This is a genomic window from Streptomyces sp. NPDC002232 (genome assembly GCF_042890295.1).
Classification (GTDB): Bacteria; Actinomycetota; Actinomycetes; order Streptomycetales; family Streptomycetaceae; genus Streptomyces.
On the sequence record NZ_JBIARV010000001.1, the window covers coordinates 751446 to 774307 of the forward strand.

Here is a 22862-nt window from a genome sequence, read left to right on the forward strand (position 1 = left end):
GTGCTGCCGGGGGCGTCCCGCGCGGCCCGGACCGTACGGAGCGCGACGGCCCCCCGGCCGGATCCCGCCGCCTCGGGGGCGGCCGGGACAGGTCCCGTCGGCGCGGGAGGCTCCCCGGACGTCCGGCTCGTCACGGGGGCGCGGTGGGTGACGCGCCGTCCCGCCGGCGCTCCGCCCGCCGCTCCCGTCCCGCCCGCCGGGCGCCGGGCGCACGCCCGGGTGCGCGGCGGGCGCGACGGAAGCGGCGGGAGCGGCGGATTCCTCGCGAAGGCCGCGGCCGTCACCGCCGGGCTCACCGCGGCCGGGGCGGTCCTCGGGCTCGTACGGGACCAGATCATGGCGGGGTACTTCGGTGCCGGGGCCGGGACCGACGCGTTCCTGGTGGCGTGGACGGTGCCCGAGTTCGCCTCGACGCTGCTCATCGAGGACGCCATGGCGCTGATCATGGTGCCGGCCTTCTCCCGCGCCCTGGCCCGCCGTTCGTCCGCCCTCGCCGGTGACCCGGTGCGCGCCCTGGTGCGCGGGACGCTCCCCCGGATCGTCCTCGCGCTGGGCCTCGCCGCCGTCGTCCTGATCGCCGCCGCGCCGCTGCTCGTCGCGGCGCTCGCGCCGGGCCTGCCCGACCCGGCGCTCGCCATCGACTGCACGCGGCTGACCGGGACCTGCGTGCTGACCTTCTCCCTGGTCGGCTACTGCTCGGCGGCGCTGCGCGCGCACGGCCGGTTCCTCCCGCCCGCGGCGATCTACGTGGCGTACAACGTGGGGATCATCGGCACGATCCTGGTGCTGCGCGGGCCCTGGGGGGTGCGGTCGGCCGCCGCCGGGGTCGCCGTCGGCGGGGTGCTCATGGTCCTCGTCCAGGCGCCCACGCTCCTGCGGGAACTGCGGGCCCCCGGCCGGCCGGAGCCCGTCACGGCCGGCCCCGTCTCCTCGGGCGAGGGACGCATCCTGGCCCTGGGGCTCATCGCGCCCGTCGTCGTCTTCTCGCTGTGCCGCCAGTCCCAGACGCTGATCGAGCGGTTCCTCGCCTCCCCGCTGCCCGCCGGCGCCATCTCGCATCTGAACTACGCGCAGAAGGTCGCGCAGATGCCGATGATCCTCTCCCTGATGCTGTGCACGGTCAGCTTCCCGGTGGTGGCCCGCGCGCTCGCCGCGGGCGACCCGGAGGCGGCCCGCCGCCGGGTCGAGCGGGACCTGCTGCTGGCCGCCGTGGTCGTCCTGGTCGGCTCCTCGACGGTGATCGCCGTCGCGCCCAGGATCGTGGAACTGCTCTTCGAGCGGGGCGAGTTCACGAGCTCGGACACCACCGCCACCGCCGCCGTCATGCGGGTGTACGCGCTGGGCCTGCTGGGCCAGACGATGGTCGGGGCCCTGGTCCGCTGCTACTTCTCCGCCGCGCGCCCGCTCTGGTACCCGGCCGTCGCCATGGCCGCGGGCCTCGCCACGACCGCCGTCGCCGGCATCCCCGGCGCCCACTACTGGGGCGCGGTCGGCATCGCCGCCGCCAACGCCCTCGGCATCACCCTCAGCGCCGTGCTGCTGCTGCGCGGCGCGCACCGCCAGGCCGTCCCCCTCGACGTCGCCCACCTCGGCGGGGGACTGCTCCGGCTCGCCGCCGCCGGCGCCTGGGCGACCGGCGCCGGCTGGCTCGTCCAGCTCGCGATAGGCCCCGCCGTCCTCGCCGTCGCCGCCACCGCCCTGGTCGTCGCCGGCGTCTTCGTCCTCTTCATCGCCTGCGCCCCCAGGGCGCCCGAGATCCCGCCCCTGCCCCGCTCCGCCTTCCGGAGGACCGCCCATGCCCGCCGCCACCGCGCTGCGCCGTCTGCTGCCGCAGCCGCCCCTGTGGAAGCCGCCCCTGTGGGTGGCGATGTACCACTCGATCACGGACACCGCTGACGATCCGTACCGGGTGACCGTCTCCCCCGTGCGCTTCGCCCGGCAGCTGCACTGGCTCACCGACCGGGGGCTGCGCGGGGTCTCCGTGCGGGAGCTGCTCGACGCCACCGCGGCGGGGCGCGCCAAGGGCCTCGTGGGCCTGACCTTCGACGACGGGTACGCGGACTTCGTCGACTCGGCGCTGCCGCTGCTGCTCCGGCACCGCTTCACGGCCACGGTGTACGTCCTGCCGGGCCGCCTCGGCGGCGAGAACGGCTGGGACACCGCCGGGCCGCGCAAGCCGCTGCTCGACGAGGACGGCATCCGGCGGATCGCCGACGCCGGCATGGAGATCGGCTCGCACGGCCTGCGGCACGTCCCGCTCACCGAGGCGGACGACGCGACGCTCGCCGCCGAGACGCGGCTGAGCCGCGAGCTCCTGGAGGACATGACCGGCCGCCCGGTGGACGGCTTCTGCTACCCGTACGGGCAGGTCGACCCGCGCGCCGTCCAGGCCGTCCGCGGGGCCGGCTACCGCTACGCCTGCGCGATCGACCCGGGCCCGCACACGAGCACGTACGCCCTGCCCCGGATCCACATCGGCGAGAACGACACCGCCGCGCGGCTCGCCGCCAAGCGCGTCCTGCACCCGCTGCGCCGCCGCCGGCCCGCCGACCTGGTCTCCGTCCCGTCCGCCCCGGCCACGGTCGGTGCGCCATGAGGGTCCTGCACGTCATCACCGGACTCGGCATCGGCGGCGCCGAGCAGCAGCTGCGGCTCCTGCTGCGCCACCTGCCGGTGGGCGGCGAGGTCGTCACGCTCACCAACCCGGGTGCGGTCGCCGCGGGCATCGTGGCCGACGGCACGAAGGTCACCCACCTCGGCATGACCGGGAACCGGGACGTCGGGGCGCTGCCCCGGCTCGCCCGGATCGTCCGGCAGGGCCGCTACGACCTCGTCCACACGCACCTCTACCGGGCGTGCGTGTACGGCAGGACGGCGGCCCGGCTCGCCGGGGTCCGCCGGGTCATCGCCACCGAGCACTCCCTCGGCGAGACCCAGATCGAGGGCCGTCCGCTCTCCGCCGCCACCCGCGCCCTCTACCTGGCCTCCGAGCGCCTGGGCACGTCCACGGTCGCCGTCTCGCCCAGCGTCGCCCGCCGGCTGGCGGACTGGGGGGTGCCCCCGCAGCGCATCCGGGTGGTGCCGAACGGCATCGAGACCGGCCGCTTCGCCTTCGACCCGCGCGCCCGGCGGCTCACCCGGGGCGTCCTCGGCATCCCGGAGGACGCCTACGTCGTCGGCGGCGTCGGGCGGCTCACGCCCGGGAAGCGCTTCGACCGGCTGGTCCGGGCGGTGGCCGCGGTGCCGGAGGCCCGGCTGCTCCTGGTCGGCGAGGGCGAGCACCGCGCGGAGCTGCTGCGGGTCGCCCGGGAGTGCGGGGCCGGGGGCCGGACCCTGCTCTTCGGGGCCTGCGAGGACCCGCCGGCGGGCGGGCCGCTGGGGCCCACGATGCCCGAACTCCTCGCCGCCATGGACGTCTTCGTCTCCACCTCCCCCGACGAGACCTTCGGCCTCGCGGCCGTCGAGGCGCTCGCCGCGGGGCTTCCCGTGCTGTACGTGGCCTGCCCGGCGATCGAGGACCTGCCCCCGGACGCGGCGCCGGGCGCGCGCCGGATCGGCGCGTCCGAGCCCGAGCTGGTCTCCGCGCTGCGCGGCGTCCGGGACGCCCGGCCCGACCGGCTCCCGCCGCCCGAGGCCGCCCGCCGCTACGACATCGCGCACAGCGCACGGCAGCTGATGTCCCTGTATGACCACGCCGTCCACGGCGACCCGTCCCCCGCGAAGTGAGAGAGCCCCTCCGATGAACACCACCCGATCCCGCGCCGCCCTTCCCGCAGGTCTGCGCTCCCCGGGCCGCTGGGCGGTCCTCCCGGCGGCCGTCCTCGCCGGGGCGGTCCTCGGCGGCGGCTACGGCGCCCTGAAGTCCCCGGAGTACGCGGCGACCAGCTACGTCATCGTCGTACCGGCGGAGAAGTCCGACCCGGCGGCGGCGATCGGTTTCGCCCAGGCGTACGGGCGGGTCGCCACGGACATCGCGGTGACCGGCGACGCCCAGGTGTGGGCGGGGGTGACCGCCGACACCCTGCGCAAGAACGTGCAGGCCGAGACCTCGCCGGACGCGCCGATGATCTCGATCACCGCCCGGGCCGCGAAGCCCGCCCAGGCGGTGTCGATGGCGGACGGGGTGGCCCGCTCGCTCGTCCTGAACAGCACGCATGTCGCCGGCAGCACCGGCGTGAAGGTCGTCCAGTTCTCCCGCGCCACCAAGCCCGTGGACCCGGTCTCCCCCTCCGCGCCGCTCTCCGCCCTGGTCGGCGGCTGCGCGGGCGGTCTCCTCGGCGGTCTGGTCCTCCTGGTCCGTCCGAAGCGCTCCGTCCCGCGCGACGGGGCCCGGCACTCCCGCCAGGCCGCCGTCCCCGCCGGGTCCGCCCCGGTGCCCGCCCCCGCCCCGGCCGCCGCGCACCAGCCGGAGACGGTGTGAGCCCGAGAACCCTGCGGACCGAGGTCTGCCGTGACGCGGAGGAGTTCGGGCGGCTCTCGGCCGAGTGGACGGCGCTGTACGGGCGCTGTGCCTCCGCCACCCCCTTCCAGTCCCACTCCTGGCTGCACTCCTGGTGGCTCTCGTACGGCCGTCCCGGTGCGCTGCGGGTGGTGCTCGTACGACGGGAGGACGGCGAGCTCGTCGCCGCCGCGCCCCTGATGCGGTCCGGCGGGCCGCTGCCCGTCCTCACCCAGCTCGGCGGCAGCATCACCGACTTCACCGACGTCCTGCTCGACGACGGCTGCCCCGAGGCGGCACCGGCCCTGGCCGGGGCCCTCGCGCGGGCCGCCCGGGGCGCGGTCGTCGACCTGCGCGAGGTCCGGCCGGGCGCGGCCAGCGAGCGGGTCTTCGCGCACTGGCGGGGCCCGCGCCGGCGGCTGCCCGACTCGCTCTGCCTGGAGCTGCCCGCCGTCCCCATGGAGGGCCTCCTGGAACGGATCCCGTCCGGGAAGGCGCAGCGGGTCCGCGCGAAGCTGCGGAAGCTCGACGCGCTCGGCATCGACGCGCACGTGGTGACCGGCGAGGAGGTCCCGGCGGCGCTCGACCGGCTCCTGAGGCTCCACCAGCTCCAGTGGCAGGGGCGGGGCGTGACCGCCGAGCACACCAGCGAGCGCTTCGCCCAGCACCTCACGCGGGCGGTGCGGCCGATGGTCGAGCGGGGCGACGCGATGGTCACCGAGTTCCGGCTCGCCGGGGACGTGGTCGCCGCCGACCTGACCCTGATGTCCCCGCGGCTCGCCGGAGGCTATCTGTACGGCGCCGATCCGGCGCTGCGCGCCCGCAAGGTCGACGTGGCGACGATGCTGCTGCGCCACGGGGCGCGCGAGACCAGCTCCGGCGGGCGCGCCACGCTGAGCATGCTGCGGGGCAGCGAGCCGTACAAACAGCACTGGCGGCCGGAGCCGGTCCGCAACCGGCGGCTGCTCCTCACGGGGCGCGGTACGGCTCCGCTCCTGTGGCTGCGCGCGGGCGCGGCCGACGCCCGGCGCTGGGTGGCCCGGCAGGCGCGGGAACGGGCCTGGGTGGGGCGGGCGCTGCGCCGCGGCGGCGGGGCCGGGGGGACTCCGGCACCGCCGCCGTGACAGACGTCAGAAGGGCCAGACCTCCTTCAGGGTGTCCTTCCAGTCGAGGTCGACCTGGTCCTTCCAGTTGTCCTTCGGCACGCAGACGGGCCCGCCGATCCAACTCTCCACCCACGAACCGAGCTCTACGGTCCAGCAGTCGGGCTTGGGCTCGGGCTTGGGCTCCGGCTTCGGCTCGGGCTTGGGCTCCGGCTTCGGTTCCGGCTTCGGCTCGGGCTTGGGCTCCGGCTTCGGCTCGGGCTTCGGTTCCGGCTTGGGCTCCGGCTTCGGCTCGGGCTTCGGTTCCGGCTTCGGTTCCGGCTTCGGCTCGGGCTTCGGCTCAGGCTTGGGTTCCGGCTTGGGCTCGGGCTTCGGCTCCGGCTTGGGCTCGGGCTTCGGCTCCGGCTTCGGTTCCGGCTTCGGCTCGGGCTTCGGCTCGGGCTTCGGCTCCGGCTTCGGTTCCGGCTTCGGCTCGGGCTTCGGCTCAGGCTTCGGCTCCGGCTTCGGTTCCGGCTTGGGCTCAGGCTTCGGCTCAGGCTTGGGCTCAGGCTTCGGTTCCGGCTTGGGCTCGGGGATCGTCGGGTCCGTGGGATCCGTCGGGTCCGTGGGCTCGGTCGGGTCCGTGGGCTCGGTCGGGTCCGTCGGGTCCGTCGGCTCCGTCGGCTCCGTCGGATCCGTCGGCTCCGTCGGGATCTGCGGTTCCGTGCCGTACAGCATCTCCCGGAACACCCGCGACGACCGCGGATTGTCGTCGCACTGCCATACGCCGTGCGGACAGTAGTCGGTGATGGTGTGGTAGAGCGGCTTGTGCTGCTTCATCCACTCCAGCATGCGCCGCATGTATTCCGGATTGTCGCCGTTCCGGAAGAGACCCCATTCGGGATAGGAGATCTGCTTTCCGTGCTCGGCGGCGAAGTCGACCTGCTTCTGGAGCCCGTACGGCTCGCTGACGTGCTGGTCGAAACTGCTGCCCGACGGCTGGTCGTACGAATCCATGCCGATGATGTCGACGACGTCGTCACCCGGGTAGCACTCGGTCCACGGAATCGCGTCGCGGCCCCGGCTCGGGTTGAAGTCGAAACGGAACTTCTGGCCCGGTACGGAACGCATCGTGGTGACGATCCGGTTCCAGTACTTCTTCCACGCGGTGGGGTCGGGGGCGCACCGGTGGGTGTAGGTGGTGCCGTTCATCTCCCAGCCGAGGTCGATGACGGTGTCCTTGGCGTTCAGGTCGACCAGACGCCGGGCGAGGGCCTCGAAGTGGTGGTCGAAGTACCCGGCGGCGCCCAGCTGGAGCTGGCGGCGGACCTCGTGGTCGGGGACGCGGGCCTCGTTGCGCTCCAGCATGGGCACGTTGAGGACGAGGAGCCGGTCGGACCGTTCGTTGCGCCAGCGGGCCCATGCGTCGAGGAAGCCGGGGGGTCCCTCGATGTTCTTCCAGAGGTCGCCGGGCAGGTAGGTGTGGCCGACGCGGAGCTCGTGACCGCCGAGCCACCGTTCGAGCTGTCCGATGCGGGCGACCCCGGAGTCGCCCGAGTCGAGGAACGCGCCCATGGCGGTGCTGAGGGACGGTACCGGGTCCTTCGCCGCCGGGGAATCGGCGGCGTGCGCGGGGGACGAGAGCACGACTGAGCCCGAGGCGAGAAGGCCGGCGGTGAACACCCCCAACCATCGTCTCGGAGTTCTCCGATGTGCAGCTGCCATGGCCGCTCCTTCGCGTCGTACGCCCTTTGATGGTCCGTCAATCCGATGCTCCGAAAGTATTCCTAATGAGCCGACCGTGAACTCGGCTTCCCTCTGATCAGTAGTCCATTAGAGGATTTGATCGCCCAGTTGGGGCACCCGAGAGGAAGGGCATGCCGTGCTGAGCCATCAGTCTTTCGACACCAGCGTCCCCACCGTCCTTGTGCGGCTCGACCGGAATCCCTTCCACCACGGCACTCTCGGTGCCGCGCGTTCGCTGGGAAGAGCCGGAATTCCGGTCCACGCCGTCATCGAATCGAGCAGCAGTCCGGTCACCCGTTCCCGGTACGTCAGCTCGGCGCGGGCGCGCCCCGGCACGGACTCCGCCGCCGAGCTGTCCGCGCTGCTGACCCGCGTCGCGGACGAGATCACCGACGATCCGTCACATCCCGTGCTCGCGGTGCCGCTGGACGACGTCAGCGCCCTCGCCCTGGCCCGGCGCCGCTCCGGTCTCGTCCCGCGCTTCCTGCTGCCCGCGCAGACCGAGGAGCAGCTGCTCCGGGTCGCCGACAAGGCCGAGCTCGCCGAGACCTGCGCGGGCCTGGGGCTCCCCCACCCCCGCACCGAGCTGCCGGGGGGAGCCGACGAGGCCGCCGCCATGGCCTGGTCGCTCGGGCTCCCGGTGGTCGCCAAGTGGAGCCGGCCCTGGCTGCTCCCGGGCGGCGGCGGGCTGCGGAGCACCACGATCGTGCGCTCCCTGGCGGAGGTGCGGGAGCTGTACGCCCGCACCCCGGAGGCCGGCAGCCGGCTGCTGCTCCAGGAGATGCTCCCGGACGGCCGGGACCTCGACTGGTTCTTCCACGGGTACGTGGACGCCGCGGGCCGCTGCTCCACGGGGGCGACCGGGCGCAAGGAGCGCTCCTGGCCGGACGGGGCGGGGCTCACCGCCTCCGGTCGCTGGACGCGGAACCCGACCGTCGAGCGGACGGCCCGCGACCTGCTCGCCGCACTGGACTACCGCGGCGTGTGCGACCTGGACTTCCGGCTGAACAGGGCGACCGGCGCGTACCACCTGCTGGACTTCAACCCGCGGCCCGGCGCGCAGTTCCGGCTCTTCACCGACCCGGACGGCCTGGACGTGGTGCGGGCGCTGCACCTGGACCTGACCGGCCGCCCCGTCCCCGCGCACGCCCCGGTCCCCGGCCGCCGGTTCGTCGTCGAGAACTACGCGGCGCTCTCACTGCTCGTCTCCCCGCGCCGCCGGTACGCGCCGGAGCCGGAGGGCGGCCGGGGGCGGACCGAGTGCGCCTGGTTCGCGGCCGACGACCCGGCGCCCGCGCTCTCCATGGGCCGGGCCTGGCTCGCGCACCTGCTCCGCAAGGCGCTGGGCAGGCTGCGCCGGGCCGTCCGGGTCCGTCGGCCGGACCCGGCCCTCGCGCCGGTGCCGCCCCGGCCGCGCGCCTCCACCGACCAGCTCACCCGGCGATGAACGCGGACGGCACGAGGTCGCCGGTCCCGGCATGACGGAGGGCCGGTTCCGAGGAGCGGACGCTCCTCGGAACCGGCCCCGTGTCCATGGGCGCCGGAAACTCAGGCGTTGATGCAGGTGTTACCGAAGGCCGGGTTCAGCAGGCCGACCACGTTGATGCTGTTGCCGCAGGCGTTGATCGGGATGTGGATCGGGATCTGCACGACGTTCCCGGAGAGGACGCCCGGCGAACCGATGGCCGCACCGGCCGCGTCCGCGTCCGCGAAGGCGGGGGTGGCCGCACCCATGGCCATGATGATTCCGGCGACGACGGCAGCAGCCTTCTTACAGTTCATTTCGTCTGCATCCTTTCGGTGGCGGAACATTTCCATGCAGCACAACGAACATGCCGCACAAAGGCAACCGAGGGAGCTGCGACATTCTTTGTTTCACTCCATTGCACGCGGAACAGGGCCGGAAGGAACGTGTGCGTTCCTTCCGGCCCTGTCGTGTGCGGGACGGATCAGCCGTTGAAGGCGCCGTTCCCGGAGAGCACCGGGATGTCCTCGACGAGGTGCGACAGCGGCTCGTCACCCTTGGCCTGCGTGGAGTTCTCCGCGCACTGCTGGTTCTGCGGGGAGGACAGGACGTTGACGTCCTGGACGGCGACCGGGACGAGAACGCCCACGAGGGAACCGAGGTTGCCCTTCACCGGGACACCGAGGCAGAGCTTGTTCAGCGAGCCCTGGACGGCCGAGAACTGCGGGCTCTGGTCGCCGGTGGTCTTCGAGTTGCCGAAGGACTGGTGCGCGCCGTTGCCGGAGAGCGAGGTGGTGCCGCCGTCGTCGGCGATGGCGAGCGCCGGGGAGGCCGCCGCAGCAGAAGCGCCGACAACAGAGGCCGTAAGGGCCGCAGCCGCCATAATCTTCTTGTTCACGGTGATTCCGTTTCCTGTTCCCACCAACCGACCTGATTGATGCGACCGGATCAACTGCGTCCGCGGGCTTTGGTTCCGGCGCTTCACTCGTTCGACTGTGTCCGCGTTTCGCGCTGCCACGCGCGCTCCGCCAACGGGGTGACACACCGGAACCCCGGCGTCCGAGGGCCTGTTGATCAGGTCGCTCCCTGCACGGAGCAGGTTCTAGAAGGGAACTCCCGTGATCAAGAAGGTTATGGCCACCGCGGCCGCAGCCGTCTCCATCGTCGGCGCCACCGCCGCCGTGGCCTCTCCGGCGCTCGCCATCTCCAACGACGGCGGCACCACGTCGCTCTCGGGCAACGGCGCGCACCAGGAGTTCGGCAACTCCGCCACCTACGGCAACATGAGCCCGCAGTTCGCGCTCGTCCAGGGCTCCCTGAACAAGCCCTGCATCGGCCTGCCGGCCAAGGTCAACGCCGGTTCGCTGATCGGTGCCATCCCGATCGCCGTCCAGGACATCAACGTCCTGTCGTCCCCGCAGAACCAGCAGTGCACCGAGAACTCCACCCAGGCCAAGGGTGACGAGGCTCTGTCGCACATCCTGGACGACATCCCGGTCCTGTCGGGCAACGGCGTCGGCAACAACTGACGTTCCGCCTGAGCACGACGACGTTCACACGTCAGGGGCCGCCCTCCGGGGCGGCCCCTTTCGTCGTTCCGCGCTTCCACCGCCCCCTCGCGGCGGGGCTCTACCAGGTCGGCCAGACCGGCGTCGCCATCAGGCGCTCCCACTCCCGGTCGGGCATCCCCGGCACGGCCCGCCCCGCCTGCACCCACTGGCTGACCAGAGCGGAATAGAGGGGGAACGGGGTGCTGTCGACCGGGGACGGGTCACTCACATATCGGCTCTTCGGAATGAAGGCCATCCGTTCCCATTTCCCGGGATCCGGCGCCATTTTCGCTCCTTCCGCTGCGATTCCCGCATCATGACACAGGCGCTGCGGGAGAGTGATCGGTCCTGTTCAGGTGGCGTCGCGCACCTGTGTGCGAGCGATTCGAAAATACGGTGCGGAGATGAAATTCCGGTGTCCGCGGAACATCCGGTTTCCCCCGCTCGCCGAGCGGTAAACCCACGGCCGCGCACGGGCCCGCCGGGGTGCTCGCTCATCTGCCCGTAGTCCGTCCGGTGGACTTCCCGGAACCTCCGGGCCGCTGACCAGTTGATCAGCACGGCCCTGCAGTCAGCGGGGCCAGGATCCGAAAGGCCTCAACAATGAAGAAGCTCTTGGCGACGGCTGCTGTGGCCGCGTCCGTCCTCGGCGCGACGGCGGCGGGTGCCGGTCAGGCGCTCGCGATCGCCGACGACGGCGGCACCACCTCGCTGTCCGGCAACGGCGCGCACCAGGAGTTCGGCAACTCCTCGACCCACGGCGACATGAGCCCGCAGTTCGCGCTCGTCCAGGGTTCCCTGAACAAGCCGTGTGTCGGCCTGCCGGCCAAGGTCAACGCCGGTTCGCTGATCGGCCTCGTCCCGATCGCGGTCCAGGACGTCAACGTCCTGTCCTCCCCGCAGAACCAGCAGTGCACCGAGAACTCCACCCAGGCCAAGGGTGACGAGCCGCTGTCGCACATCCTCAGCGACATCCCGGTGCTCTCGGGCAACGGCGCCGGCAACAGCTGACCGCCACCACCCGGCCACGGCGCGGCCCCGCCGTCCCTCCGAGGAGGGGCGACGGGGCCGTTCCCGTACGAGGCCGTGGTCAGAGCCTCCGGCGCAGCTCCGCCGGGTCGGTGACGGGCGCGTCGCAGGTGAAGTGACGGCACACGTACGCGGCGGCCGCCCCGGCCACCAGCGGCCGGTCCTTCAGGAGCGGGAACTCCTCGCCGCCGGGGACCCCGGTGGCGACGACCGCGCCGGGGGTGGTCGCCGCCAGGGCCGTACGGCGCAGCTCGCGGAACGCCGGGTCGGCGGGGTCGCCGACGACGGCGATCTCGCGGGGCCCGTCGAGGAGGGCCTCGGCGACGGCCAGGCCCCAGCCGATGAAGCGGGGCGCGCGGGGGCCGAGGGCCTTGACCACGCCGAGGGCGCCCTCGGCGGCGGCGCGGTGGGCCTCCGAGCCGGTGTGCGCCGCGTACGACAGGAGCGCTCCGGCGGCGGCGGTCCAGCCGGACGGGGTCGCGTTGTCGGTGGGGTCCTGGGGGCGCCGGATGAGGGTCTCGGCGTCGTGGGCCGTGTCGTACAGCGCGCCGCCCTCGGCGGTGAAGCGGTCGAGGACGAGGTCCAGGAGGAAGCCGGCGAACTCCAGCCAGGCGCCCTCGCCGGTGACGGCGGCGAGGGCGAGGAACCCCTCGGCGACGTCCGCGTAGTCCTCCAGGACCCCCGCGTTGGTGCCGGCCCGGCCGTCCTTGGACGTCCGGGTCAGCCGGGCGGACTCGTCCATGTGGACGCGGACGAGGAGGTCGGCCGCCTCGGTCGCGCGCTCGACCAGGTCGGGGCGGTCGAAGAGGGCGCCGGTCTCGGCGAGGGCGGCGATCGCGAGGCCGTTCCAGGCGGCGACGACCTTGTCGTCACGGCCGGGGCGTGCGCGCTCCTCGCGGGCGGCGAGGAGCCGGGCGGCGATGGAGGCGATCCGGCCGGCGTCGGCCGGGCCGGCCTCCTGCGGCAGCTGGAGCACGGAGCTGCCGTGCTCGAAGGTGCCGTCCTCGGTGACGCCGTAGTGGGTGGCGGCGAGGGCGGCGTCCTCCGCGCCGAGGACCTCGGTGAGCTGTGCGGGGGTCCACACGTAGTAGGCGCCCTCGACGTGCGCGCCGGTGCCGTCGTCGGAGTCGGCGTCGAGCGCGGAGGCGAAACCGCCCTCGGGGGTGCGGAGTTCCCGGACGAGGAAGTCGGCGGTCTCCAGGGCGACCCGGCGGGCCAGGTCGCTGCCGGTGGCCTTCCACAGGTGGGCGTACGTCCGGCACAGCAGGGCGTTGTCGTACAGCATCTTCTCGAAGTGCGGGACGACCCAGGCGCGGTCGACGGCGTAGCGGGCGAAGCCGCCGCCGAGCTGGTCGTAGATGCCGCCGCGGGCCATCGCCTCGCAGGTGTCGGCGGCCATCTGGAGGGCGCCCTCGGAACCGGAGCGGGCATGGTGCCGGAGCAGGAACTCCAGGGCCATCGACGGCGGGAACTTGGGGGCGCCGCCGAAGCCGCCGCGACTCGCGTCGTACTCGCGGGTGAGGCCGAGGAGGGCCTGGGCGAGCTCCTCCTCGCCGGGGACGCCGTCGCCTCCGTACGCGAGGGAGCGGCCCGCGAGGTCCTTCACGATCCGGTCCGCGACCTCGGCGACCTCCTCACGCCGGCCGGCCCAGGCGTCCTTGACGCCCTCCAGGACCTCCGGGAAGGACGGCATGCCGTGGCGGGGCTCGGGCGGGAAGTACGTACCGAAGTAGAAGGGCGCGGCGTCCGGGGTGAGGAAGACGGTCATCGGCCACCCGCCCTGCCCGGTCGCCGCCTGCACGGCCTCCATGTAGACGGCGTCGACGTCCGGCCGCTCCTCGCGGTCCACCTTGACGGCGACGAAGTTCTCGTTGACCAGGGCGGCGGTGGCACCGTCCTCGAAGGACTCGTGCGCCATGACGTGGCACCAGTGACAGGAGCTGTAGCCGACGCTGAGCAGCACGGGGACGTCGCGGCGGCGGGCCTCCTCGAAGGCGTCGGCCGACCACGGCCACCAGTCGACCGGGTTGTCGGCGTGCTGGAGGAGGTACGGGGAGGTCTCTTGGGCCAGTCGGTTCGGCATAGTCCCATCCTGCCGCAGCGGTCTCCCGCTCGCTCCGCTCCCTCGCGCCGACGCGCGCGACGCAGGACACTGGGCCCGGTTCGTCGGGCGCGTGCGGAGGGGGAACGCAGATGCGGGAGAGTCACCGGGCCGAGGCCGAGCGGCTGTTGGAGCGGGCCGTCGTGGAGGAGGTGCGGGCCTCCGGAGGCGCGCCGGGCGACGCCGACGTGCTGCTCGCGCGGGGCCGGGCGGGCCTCGACGCGATGGCGGCCGGGGCGGGCGAGGAGTACGCCGCCTATCTGCGGGCGGAGAGCGGACGCACCCGGGCGGGCCAGCTCGCGGGGCCGGCCGTCGGGGGTCCCGCGCTGGTGACCGGCGTCGCCGCGGCGGCGGCCTTCGGCGCGGACCTCGCCCTCGGTACGGCGGCGGGGACGGCGCTCGGCGCGGGCGCGGCCGTCGTGGTGGCCGGCGCGGCGGCTACCGTGCTCCGCGCGACGGCCGGCCGGGGAGACGCCGAACGCCTCCGCCGGGACTGGCTGGCGGCCCTGGAGACCCGGGGCGTGCGGCCCTTCCTGGAACGCGAGCGGGCGCGGGCGGACCTGACGGGGCGCGGTGCGGTCATGGCGGCGGAACCGGAGGTGGCGGAGAGCGGGGCGCGCAGGGAGGGCGGGGCCCAGGCCGAGGGCGGGGCTTCGGTTGCGGGTGGCGGGGGCTCCGGGGGTGGGGCTTCGGTGGTCGGTGACGGAGGGGGTGGCGGCGTCGGGGGTGGTGGTCGGTGGGTGCGGGGGGCGGACCGTAGTGCCGCCGCGCGGAGCCGTACCGTCCTCGCCCGGTCCTTCGGGCATCTGCCCGACTCCGGCGGGGTGTTCACCGGCCGCCGTGCGGAGCTGGGCCGGATCTCCGGCTGGGTGCGGGACGCGACCGGCACCCGGCCCACCGTGGTCCTGCTGCACGGCGCACCCGGGTCCGGGCGCACCGCCCTCGCCGTGCGGGCCGCGCACGCGCTGCGCGAGCGGTTCCACGGGGCCTGTGTCGTGGACCTGCGGGGCGGCGGGGCCGGCGAGCGTCCGGTGACGACCCGGGAGGCGCTGCTGCACCTGCTGAACCGGCTCGGCGCCCCGCGCGACCGGCTGCTCTTCCGCGAGGGCGCCTCGGCCGACGAACAGGTGCGCAAGCTCTCGGAGTTGTACCTGCGGCAGCTGGGCGGGGTGCCCGTGGTGCTGATCCTCGACGACGCCGCCGACCCCGCCCAGGTGCGGTCCCTGCTGCCCGGGCGCTCCGACAGCCTGGTCCTCGTGACCTGCCGGGAGCCGCTGGACCTCGGCGCGGACGTCCCCGCCGAGGTGCACGCCCTGCCGGTCGACGCGCTCGACGCGGCCGGCGCCGAGGAACTGCTGCGCGCCACCGCCGGCGGACCCGACCCCGGCCCCTACGACGCCGAGGCGTTCGAGCGGATCCGGGAGCTGTGCGGCGGCCTGCCGCTGGCGCTGCGCGTGGCCGGGTCCCTGCTCGGGCAGCGCTCGATGGACGACCTGGCGCATCTGCTCGCCCGCCCCGGCTGGGGCACCGACCCCGTCGAACGCGCCCTCTCCGTACGGTACTTCCTCGACTTCGACGAGGATGCCCGGCAGCTGCTCCGCCGGCTCGCGCTGGCCGGGCGGGCCTCCCTGGGCGCGGCCGCGGCCGCCGCCCTGCTCGGTGGGGGCAGCGGTCCCGAGGCGGCCGGGCGGCTGCGGGAGCTCTCGTCGGCGGGGCTGCTCGACCACGTGCGCGGGGAGCGCTACCGGCTGCACGACGCGGTGCGCGCCTTCGCGGCCGCGCGGCTCCGGGACGAGGAGGACGCGGCTGGGATCGCGGCGGCGCAGGAGCGGCTCGTACGGAACCACGCGGAGCTCGCCGACGCGGTGATCCGGATGGTCGACGGCAAGATGTCGACCCGCGCGAACCGCTTCGACGGGCACGGCTTCGGCTCCCTGGAGGCGGCGCTCGGCTGGCTCGACGAGGAGTCCAGCTTCCTGACGGCGGCCCTGCGGCACGCGGAGGGCGTCGACCAGGACACGGTCCTCGGCCTGCTCAGCGCGCTCTGCGACTACTGCCTGCTGCGCGGCGACCTCTACCGGCTGGGGGAGATCAACGAGCTGGCCGAGTCCGTCGGGCAGGGGCTGCTGACCCGCTCGGTGCGGTGGCGGACCGGCATCGCCGCCCGGCAGCTCGGTGAGCTCGACAAGGCCCACACGACGCTGACCTCGGTCGTCTCCCTCTACCAGGAGGCCGACCAGGACGCGGGCGCCGCGCTCGCGCTCTGCTCGCTCGGGATCACGCTGCACCACCAGGGGCGGCTGACGGAGGCCGCGGACCGCCTGCGGGAGGCGCTGGCGCTCCAGGAGCCGGAGTCGCTGGCCGCCGACCGGGGCTGGACGCTGCACGCGCTGGCCGCCGTGGAGCGGGACCGGGGCGGCCTCGCCGAGGCGACGGCGCTCCTGGAGCGGTCCCTCGCGCTGCACCGGGAGCACGAGTCGCTGCACGGCGAGGCCTGGGCGCACTTCCAGCACGGCCAGGTGCTGCTGCTCCGGGGCGATGCGCCGGGCGCCCGGGACGAGCTGCGGCGGGCCCTGGAGACGTACGGGAAGGTGCACGACGGGCGCGGCGAGGCCTGGGCGCTGACCCAGCTGGCCCGGGCGCGGCTGGCCGCCGGGGAGGCGGAGCGCGCGGTGGAGGAGCTGCGCGGGGCGCTCGGCCGGCACCGGGACCAGGAGGACGCGCGCGGCGAGGCGTGGACGCTGTACTACCTGGGGCAGGCGCTGGAGGAGCGGGGCGACCGGGACGAGGCGGTGCGCGAGCTGGGGCGGGCGCGGTCGATGTTCTCGCGGATGCGGGACCTGTACGGGCTGGCGTGCGCCCGCCACCAGCTGGGGCGGGTCACCCGGGACCAGCAGGGGGCGCGGGCCGGGAACCTGCGCAACTCGGGGTTCGCCCGGCAGCTGCTGGTGGACGCGCGGGCGGACTTCCGCCGGATCGGGGTCGCGCACGGGGAGGCCTGGGCGTGTCTGGAGCTGGCGGTCGTGGACGCCGGGAACGGGCGGGTCCCGCAGGCGCTCGCGCTGTGCGAGGAGGCACGGGCGCTCTTCGACGCGTACGGGGACCGGCGGGGCGCGGACTGGGCCCGCCTCCTGCGCTGCGGGCTGCTCCCGCACGCGGTGCCGGGCAGCCCGGATCCGGGTGCGGCGACGGCGCGCGAGGAGCTGGCGGCCCTGGCGGCGGACCGGCATCCGGCGCGCGACCCGAGGGTCGACGAGTGCACCGAGGCCCACGTACTGCTCCTGAGGCGCGACATCGCCCCCAGGACCCCCTGGCAGGCCTGGGACCTGGGCCTGGTCCCGACGCGCCACGCGCGGGAGGTTCTGGGGGTGCCGGGGCCGCGGTGACGTACGGGGTGTGGGGGTGCCTCCCCCCGGGCGGGAAGCGGGGGCTCCCCCGGGCCGGGTGACCGGAGCCGTACGGGGCCGGGCGGCCGAAGCCGTACGGGGCCCGGAGCTTTCCGGTGCCGGGTGACCGCAGCCGTACGGGGCCGGGCGACCGCAGCCGTAAGGGGCCGGGAGCCGGGGCCTTCCGGTGCCGATGACCGAAGCCGCCCGGGCCGGGAGCTGGACGGCCGGAAGCTGGAACCGACCGGCACCGGGAGCCAGAGCCCTCCGGTGCCCGTCAGCCCGCCCCGCGCCCCGGCCCGCACCAGCGTGGTGCGGGCCGGGGCGGGTGGGTCACTTGCCCGTGGTGCCGGCCTTCTTCGCCGGGGTGTCCGGGGTCGCCGCCGACGGGTCCGGGGCCTCTTCGAAGGAGACCTTGCCCATGTGGCGGTTCATCGACTTCATCAGCATCCAGACCGCGAGGGCCAGGGCCGCGAAGACGACGAAGCCGAGGACGCCGGGGGTCACCTTGTTCTTGTCCAGCTCTTCGGCGGCGAAGGGGACAAGCTGGGTCAGTGCCAGGTGTGCGCTCATGTCAGGCATTGTCGCGGATGCCCGCGAAGAGATCTTCCTCGGGGAGGGAGGTCGGGACCAGCGCCTTGCTGAGCTCGTACTCCTCCGTCGGCCAGACCTCCTTCTGGATGTCCATCGGGACCCGGAACCAGCCGCCGTCGGGGTCGATCTGGGTGCGGTGGGCGATCAGGGCCTTGTCGCGGGTCTCGAAGAAGTCGGCGCAGGGCACGTGGGTGGTGAGGGTGCGCGCCTTGCCGCCGAACTCGTCCCAGCGCTTCAGCCAGTCCCCGTACGGCGACTCCAGGCCGCGGTCCAGGAGGGCGTTGTGCAGGGCCTCGGTGCGGGGGCGGTTGAAGCCCTGGTTGTAGTACAGCTTCAGCGGCTGCCAGAGCGGCCCGAACTCGTCCTCCGGGTACTTCGCGGCGTCGGCCGCGCCGTCGAAGGCCACCATCGAGATCTTGTGGGTCATGATGTGGTCGGGGTGCGGGTACCCGCCGTTCTCGTCGTACGTCGTGACGACCTGCGGGCGGAAGGCGCGGATCTTGCGGACCAGCGCGCCGGCCGCGTCGTCCACGTCCTCCAGGGCGAAGCAGCCCTCGGGCAGCGGGGGCAGCGGGTCGCCCTCGGGCAGGCCCGAGTCGACGAATCCGAGCCATTCCTGGGAGACGCCGAGGATCTCGCGGGCCTCGTCCATCTCCTTGCGGCGCACCTCGTGGATGTTCGCCTCGATGTAGGGGTCGCCCTGAAGCTGGGGGTTCAGGACCGAGCCGCGCTCGCCGCCCGTGCACGTCACCACCATGACGTCCACCCCCTCGGACACGTACTTGGCCATCGTGGCCGCACCCTTGCTCGACTCGTCGTCGGGGTGGGCGTGAACGGCCATCAATCGCAGCTGCTCAGTCAAGACTCGATCCTCAGTGATTCGACGCGGAGGGTGGTCTCTATAGTGACGGAATCGGGGGAGTGAAAATTCCGCCACCCCCGGCTTCGAGAGGATCCCCCATGAGCGCGGTGCGAGAGCAGCTGCCCGAGGGACGCTACGGGCGCTCCGCGGACGAGCGGGCCGACCGCAGGCTCAGGGTCGTGGGAGCCGTGCTCGGGGTGGTGTTCCTCGGCGTGATGGGCTGGTTCGGCTGGTACTACGTCGTCGACAACAAGATCAGCGCCGAGATGATCAAGTTCGAGGTCGTGAGCGACGCCGAGGTGCAGGTGCACCTGGAGATCCGCAAGGACGAGGACGCCAAGGGCGTCTGCACGCTGCGCTCGCGCTCCGAGGACGGGACCGAGGTGGCCCGCAAGGACGTCCGCGTCGACGACGCCGCGTCCCGGATCGACCGCGTCTTCACGCTCCGCACGACCGCCCGCGCGACCAGTGCCGAGCTCATCGGGTGTACGGCCCGGTAGCGGTGGGTAGGGACGGCATGTCGAGTCCCGGCGAGTCACTGCGGTGACCTGGGGTGACGCCATCTTGATGGTTTATGTCCTCCCGCTTTCCGCCACTCATTGTTAGGCTCGTGGTTTCGCCCACCCGGGACAGCAAGGCCTTCCCGTGTAGGGCGATGCTTTGTATTCCCAGTACCTACGAGGAGCACCCGTGACCCAGACCAGCGACAACGTCACCTGGCTCACCCAGGAGGCGTACAACAAGCTCAAGGACGAGCTTGAGTACCTGTCTGGTCCCGCGCGTACCGAGATCGCGACGAAGATCGCCGCGGCGCGCGAAGAGGGGGACCTGCGCGAGAACGGCGGCTACCACGCGGCCAAGGAGGAGCAGGGCAAGCAGGAGCTCCGGGTCCGCCAGCTCACCCAGCTGCTCCAGCACGCCAAGGTCGGCGAGGCGCCGGCGGACGACGGCGTCGTCGAGCCGGGCATGGTCGTCACGATCGCCTTCGACGGTGACGAGGACGACACGATGACCTTCCTGCTCGCCTCCCGCGAGTACGCGAGCGGCGACATCGAGACGTACTCGCCGCAGTCGCCGCTCGGCGTCGGCGTGAACGGCAAGAAGGCCGGCGACGACGCCGAGTACGAGCTGCCGAACGGCAAGAAGGCCACGGTGAAGATCCTCAGCGCGAAGCCGTACGTCGGCTGAGCCGCACTTCTTCGGGCGAAGGGCCGGTCCCCCGGGGACCGGCCCTTCGTCGTGTCCGCGCGCGGATCCCGGCCGGCTCAGGCCGTCGCCGAGCGGTACTTGCGGACCGAGAGCGTCCGGAAGACCACGATGATCAGGATCGACCAGATCAGCGAGGCCCACACCGAGTGCTGCATCGGCCAGGCGTCGGAGGTCGAGACCCCGGGGTTGCCGAAGAGCACCCGGCAGGCCTGGACGGTCGCGCTGAACGGGTTCCACTCGGCGATGGGCTGGAGCCAGGAGGGCAGATTGCTGGAGTCCACGAAGGCGTTCGAGATGAACGTGACGGGGAAGAGCCAGATCAGGCCGCCGGAGGTGGCCGCCTCGGGGGTGCGGACCGAGAGGCCGATGAGCGCCCCGATCCAGGAGAAGGCGTAACCGAGGAGGAGCAGCAGGGCGAAGGCGCCGAGGGCCTTCGGGACACCCTCGTGGATGCGCCAGCCGACGAGCAGGGCGACGATCGCCAGGACGAAGAGGGTGAGCGTCGTCTGCACCAGGTCGGCGAGCGTACGGCCGGTGAGGACCGCGCCACGGGCCATCGGCAGCGAGCGGAACCGGTCGATGAGGCCCTTGTGCATGTCGTCGGCGATGCCCGCGCCCGCTCCGGCGGTGGCGAAGGTGACGGTCTGCGCGAAGATGCCGGCCATCAGGAACTCGCGGTAGACGGCCGGCGAGGTGGAGTCGCCGATCTGCATCGAGCCGCCGAAGACGTAGCTGAACAGCACCACGAACATGATCGGCTGGATCAGCCCGAAGATGATCATCTCGGGGATGCGGGACATCCTGATCAGATTGCGGCGGGCGATCACGAGCGAGTCGCCGACGGACTGGACGACGGCCCCGCGCCGGCGCGGGGCTGCCAGGTCGTCCGCCGGCCCGGTGACGGTGGTCACTTCACGGTCTCCTTCCGGCTCTTCCCGGCCTTGGCCGCCGCCCGCTGCTCGGCCTCCTCCTCGTCCCGCTCGGCCGCGTGGCCGGTGAGGGAGATGAAGACGTCGTCGAGGGTCGGGCGGCGCAGGCCGATGTCGTCGATCTCGACGCCGACGGCGTCCAGGTCCCGGATGACCTCGGCGAGCAGCTTGGCGCCGCCGGTGACGGGGACGGTGAGCCTGCGCGTGTGCTCCTCGACGGACACCTCGCCGTGGCCGATGCCCGCGGCGCCGTAGCGGGCGAGGACCCCGCGGGCCTCCGGGATCGTCCCCCGGTCGTGCACGACCACCTCGACGCGCTCGCCGCCCGTCTGGGCCTTGAGCTGGTCGGAGGTGCCGCGTGCGATGGCCCGGCCCCGGTCGATGACGCAGATGTCGTGGGCGAGGTGGTCGGCCTCCTCCAGGTACTGGGTGGTGAGGAGCAGGGTCGTACCGCCGGCGACGAGCTCCTTGATGACCTCCCAGAGCTCCTGGCGGTTGCGCGGGTCGAGGCCGGTGGTCGGCTCGTCCATGAACATGACCGGCGGGGAGACGACGAGCGCCGCCGCGAGGTCGAGGCGGCGGCGCATGCCGCCGGAGTACGTCTTCGCGGGCCGGTCGGCGGCGTCGGCGAGGTGGAACCGGTCCAGCAGCTCAACGGCCCGGGCCTTCGCGGCCCGGGACCGCATCTGGTAGAGCTCGCCGACCATCTGGAGGTTCTCGCGGCCGGTGAGGTACTCGTCGACGGCCGCGAACTGGCCGGAGAGGCCGATCGAGCGGCGGACCTCGTCCGGGTGCCTGAGGACGTCGATCCCGGCGACGACGGCCCGTCCGCTGTCGGGCTTGATGAGGGTCGTCAGGACCCGCACGGCGGTGGTCTTCCCCGCGCCGTTCGGGCCGAGCAGACCCAGGACCGTGCCCTCCGGCACGTCCAGGTCCACCCCGTCCAGAGCTCGTACGTCGCCGAAGGTCTTCACCAGACCCTCGGCGTAGATCGCGCCTGGCATGTGGATTCTCCCAGGGAGATTCGGGCGTTTCCTACCGATCGTAGGATTTCCGCGCCCCGCGCGCCCGGTGAATCCGTGACCCGGGTCACACGATCATGCGGGGGCGTCCGCCTCTCGCTCCGGCCCGGCCGACAGGACGCCCCCGAGGCGGGCGAGGGGACCCCGCGCCGGGTGCGGGGTCCCACGGCCGAGCACCGCGGATCCCGGGCCGGGCGCGCGGGCCTCAGCCCAGCACCGTGTACCCCGCGTCCCGCAGGGCCGCCTCGACCTCCCGGCAGTGCTCCGGGCCCTTCGTCTCCAGGTGCAGCTCGACCTCCGCCTCCGTCAGGGCGAGGTGCGGATCGGTCCGTACGTGGCCCACGTCCAGGACGTTCGCGTCGACCACCGTCAGGACCGCGAGCAGCGTGGCGAGCGCGCCCGGCCGGTCCGTGACGCGCAGCCGCAGGCTCAGGTAGCGGCCCCCGGCGGACATGCCGTGGCGCAGGATCCGCTGGAGCAGCAGCGGATCGACGTTCCCGCCGGAGAGGACCGCGACGACCGGCCCGCGGAAGGACGCCGGGTCGGTGAGGAGGGCGGCCACCGGGCTCGCGCCCGCCGGTTCGACCACCAGCTTGGCCCGCTCCAGGCAGAGCAGCAGCGCCGAGGAGAGGGCGTCCTCGGAGACCGTGCGGACCTCGTCGACGTACTCCCTGACCAGGTCGAACGGCACGTCGCCCGGGCGCCCGACCTTGATCCCGTCGGCCATCGTCGCCGGCGCCTCGATCACGACGGGGTGCCCGGCGGCCAGCGAGGGCGGGTAGGCGGCGGCGCCCTCCGCCTGGACGCCGACGACCTTCACGTCGGGGCGCAGCGACTTCACCGCGAGCCCGATGCCGGCCGCGAGCCCGCCGCCGCCGATGCCGACGAGGATCGTCCGGACCTCGGGGCACTGCTCCAGGATCTCCAGGCCGACGGTGCCCTGGCCGGCGATGACGTCGGGGTGGTCGAAGGGGTGGATGAAGACCGCGCCGGTCTCGTGGGCGTACTCCTGGGCCGCGGCGAGCGTCTCGTCGACGACGTGCCCGTGCAGCCGGACGTCGGCGCCGTAGTCGCGGGTCGCCGCGACCTTCGGCAGCGGGGCGCCGACCGGCATGAAGACGGTCGCGTGCACGCCGAGCAGTTTCGAGGCGAGCGCGACGCCCTGCGCGTGGTTTCCGGCGGAGGCCGCGACGACTCCGGCGGCGCGCTCCTCGGGCCGCAGCCCCGAGATCCGTACGTACGCCCCGCGGAGCTTGAAGGAGCCGGTCCGCTGGAGGTTCTCGCACTTGAGGTGGACCGGGGCTCCCACCAGCGAGGACAGATGGCGGCTGCCCTCCATCGCCGTCATCCTGGCCACCCCGGCCAGCATCTTCTGCGCCCCCCGCACGTCGTCGAGCATCAGACCGTGCAAGGGGTGTGGCGTACGGAAGCTCATGACAGCAAGTCTCG

At 73.6% G+C, this 22862-nt stretch carries 20 protein-coding genes and 1 pseudogene; 11 read left to right on the top strand and 10 right to left on the bottom strand.

Annotated features, from left to right (window positions below; genetic code table 11):
* Nucleotides 1-147 precede the first annotated feature (147 nt).
* The 5 genes from ACFYXU_RS03350 to ACFYXU_RS03370 are packed head-to-tail and all read left to right on the top strand — an operon-like array spanning nucleotide 148 to nucleotide 5562.
* Nucleotides 148-1896 carry a lipid II flippase MurJ gene (locus ACFYXU_RS03350; RefSeq protein ID WP_389456733.1) on the top strand — a complete coding sequence of 583 codons (1749 nt, stop codon included), beginning with the start codon at nucleotides 148-150 and terminating at the stop codon, nucleotides 1894-1896.
* Nucleotides 1796-2596, top strand: a complete 801-nt coding sequence (locus ACFYXU_RS03355; RefSeq protein ID WP_389456343.1) for a polysaccharide deacetylase family protein — start codon at nucleotides 1796-1798, stop codon at nucleotides 2594-2596. The genes ACFYXU_RS03350 and ACFYXU_RS03355 overlap by 101 nt, the downstream gene beginning before the upstream one ends.
* Nucleotides 2593-3726, top strand: coding sequence for a glycosyltransferase (locus ACFYXU_RS03360; protein ID WP_389456345.1), 1134 nt, complete (start codon nucleotides 2593-2595; stop codon nucleotides 3724-3726). Before ACFYXU_RS03355 ends, ACFYXU_RS03360 begins: the two co-directional genes overlap by 4 nt.
* 13 nt (nucleotides 3727-3739) lie before the next feature.
* On the top strand, nucleotides 3740-4420 hold the full coding sequence (locus ACFYXU_RS03365; RefSeq protein ID WP_376517134.1) for a lipopolysaccharide biosynthesis protein: 681 nt from the start codon (nucleotides 3740-3742) through the stop codon (nucleotides 4418-4420).
* A complete protein-coding gene (locus tag ACFYXU_RS03370; RefSeq protein ID WP_389407392.1) occupies nucleotides 4417-5562 on the top strand; it encodes a GNAT family N-acetyltransferase in 1146 nt (381 codons plus the stop codon). Before ACFYXU_RS03365 ends, ACFYXU_RS03370 begins: the two co-directional genes overlap by 4 nt.
* 561 nt (nucleotides 5563-6123) lie before the next feature.
* On the opposite strand, the pseudogene ACFYXU_RS03375 reads toward ACFYXU_RS03370, so the two are convergent.
* A pseudogene (locus tag ACFYXU_RS03375) lies at nucleotides 6124-7245 on the bottom strand (glycosyl hydrolase); the annotation flags it as partial.
* A gap of 157 nt (nucleotides 7246-7402) precedes the next feature.
* Here ACFYXU_RS03375 and ACFYXU_RS03380 point away from each other — a divergent pair.
* Complete coding sequence (locus ACFYXU_RS03380; protein WP_389407393.1) at nucleotides 7403-8713, top strand: ATP-grasp domain-containing protein; 1311 nt, start codon at nucleotides 7403-7405, stop codon at nucleotides 8711-8713.
* A gap of 101 nt (nucleotides 8714-8814) precedes the next feature.
* Here the strand turns inward: ACFYXU_RS03380 and ACFYXU_RS03385 are convergent, their stop codons facing one another.
* Nucleotides 8815-9048, bottom strand: coding sequence for a chaplin (locus ACFYXU_RS03385; protein ID WP_329854154.1), 234 nt, complete (start codon nucleotides 9046-9048; stop codon nucleotides 8815-8817).
* A gap of 167 nt (nucleotides 9049-9215) precedes the next feature.
* Complete coding sequence (locus ACFYXU_RS03390; RefSeq protein WP_329854155.1) at nucleotides 9216-9629, bottom strand: rodlin; 414 nt, start codon at nucleotides 9627-9629, stop codon at nucleotides 9216-9218.
* Between the two features lie 220 nt (nucleotides 9630-9849).
* Between ACFYXU_RS03390 and ACFYXU_RS03395 the strand changes: the two genes are divergently transcribed.
* On the top strand, nucleotides 9850-10260 hold the full coding sequence (locus ACFYXU_RS03395) for a rodlin (RefSeq protein ID WP_329854157.1): 411 nt from the start codon (nucleotides 9850-9852) through the stop codon (nucleotides 10258-10260).
* Nucleotides 10261-10360: 100 nt separating this feature from the next.
* On the opposite strand, the gene ACFYXU_RS03400 is transcribed toward ACFYXU_RS03395, so the two are convergent.
* Nucleotides 10361-10510, bottom strand: a complete 150-nt coding sequence (locus ACFYXU_RS03400) for a hypothetical protein (protein WP_376516606.1) — start codon at nucleotides 10508-10510, stop codon at nucleotides 10361-10363.
* 374 nt (nucleotides 10511-10884) lie between these two features.
* Here ACFYXU_RS03400 and ACFYXU_RS03405 point away from each other — a divergent pair, with 374 nt between their 5' ends.
* The gene (locus tag ACFYXU_RS03405) at nucleotides 10885-11292 is read left to right on the top strand and encodes a rodlin (protein ID WP_329854160.1); all 408 of its coding nucleotides are present in this window, start codon (nucleotides 10885-10887) and stop codon (nucleotides 11290-11292) included.
* A gap of 79 nt (nucleotides 11293-11371) precedes the next feature.
* On the opposite strand, the gene ACFYXU_RS03410 is transcribed toward ACFYXU_RS03405, so the two are convergent.
* Nucleotides 11372-13393, bottom strand: coding sequence for a thioredoxin domain-containing protein (locus ACFYXU_RS03410; RefSeq protein ID WP_389456347.1), 2022 nt, complete (start codon nucleotides 13391-13393; stop codon nucleotides 11372-11374).
* A 110-nt stretch (nucleotides 13394-13503) separates the two neighbouring features.
* Between ACFYXU_RS03410 and ACFYXU_RS03415 the strand changes: the two genes are divergently transcribed.
* Nucleotides 13504-16797 carry a tetratricopeptide repeat protein gene (locus tag ACFYXU_RS03415; protein ID WP_389456349.1) on the top strand — a complete coding sequence of 1098 codons (3294 nt, stop codon included), beginning with the start codon at nucleotides 13504-13506 and terminating at the stop codon, nucleotides 16795-16797.
* Between the two features lie 333 nt (nucleotides 16798-17130).
* On the opposite strand, the gene ACFYXU_RS03420 is transcribed toward ACFYXU_RS03415, so the two are convergent.
* Nucleotides 17131-17370 carry a hypothetical protein gene (locus ACFYXU_RS03420; protein WP_329854166.1) on the bottom strand — a complete coding sequence of 80 codons (240 nt, stop codon included), beginning with the start codon at nucleotides 17368-17370 and terminating at the stop codon, nucleotides 17131-17133.
* A 1-nt stretch (nucleotide 17371) separates the two neighbouring features.
* The gene (gene mca / locus ACFYXU_RS03425; protein ID WP_361396175.1) at nucleotides 17372-18253 is read right to left on the bottom strand and encodes a mycothiol conjugate amidase Mca; all 882 of its coding nucleotides are present in this window, start codon (nucleotides 18251-18253) and stop codon (nucleotides 17372-17374) included.
* Nucleotides 18254-18351: 98 nt separating this feature from the next.
* Here mca and ACFYXU_RS03430 point away from each other — a divergent pair, with 98 nt between their 5' ends.
* Both ACFYXU_RS03430 and greA read left to right on the top strand, forming a co-directional pair.
* The gene (locus ACFYXU_RS03430; protein WP_376516615.1) at nucleotides 18352-18753 is read left to right on the top strand and encodes a DUF4307 domain-containing protein; all 402 of its coding nucleotides are present in this window, start codon (nucleotides 18352-18354) and stop codon (nucleotides 18751-18753) included.
* A 190-nt stretch (nucleotides 18754-18943) separates the two neighbouring features.
* Nucleotides 18944-19441 carry a transcription elongation factor GreA gene (greA, locus tag ACFYXU_RS03435; protein ID WP_361396180.1) on the top strand — a complete coding sequence of 166 codons (498 nt, stop codon included), beginning with the start codon at nucleotides 18944-18946 and terminating at the stop codon, nucleotides 19439-19441.
* Between the two features lie 77 nt (nucleotides 19442-19518).
* On the opposite strand, the gene ACFYXU_RS03440 is transcribed toward greA, so the two are convergent.
* From ACFYXU_RS03440 to ilvA, 3 genes are all read right to left on the bottom strand, one after another.
* A complete protein-coding gene (locus ACFYXU_RS03440; RefSeq protein ID WP_376516618.1) occupies nucleotides 19519-20373 on the bottom strand; it encodes an ABC transporter permease in 855 nt (284 codons plus the stop codon).
* The gene (locus tag ACFYXU_RS03445) at nucleotides 20370-21395 is read right to left on the bottom strand and encodes an ATP-binding cassette domain-containing protein (protein ID WP_389456352.1); all 1026 of its coding nucleotides are present in this window, start codon (nucleotides 21393-21395) and stop codon (nucleotides 20370-20372) included. Before ACFYXU_RS03445 ends, ACFYXU_RS03440 begins: the two co-directional genes overlap by 4 nt.
* A gap of 223 nt (nucleotides 21396-21618) precedes the next feature.
* Entirely contained in the window at nucleotides 21619-22848 is a 1230-nt protein-coding gene (ilvA, locus tag ACFYXU_RS03450; protein ID WP_376516622.1) for a threonine ammonia-lyase, read from the bottom strand.
* Between the last annotated feature and the right edge of the window lie 14 nt (nucleotides 22849-22862).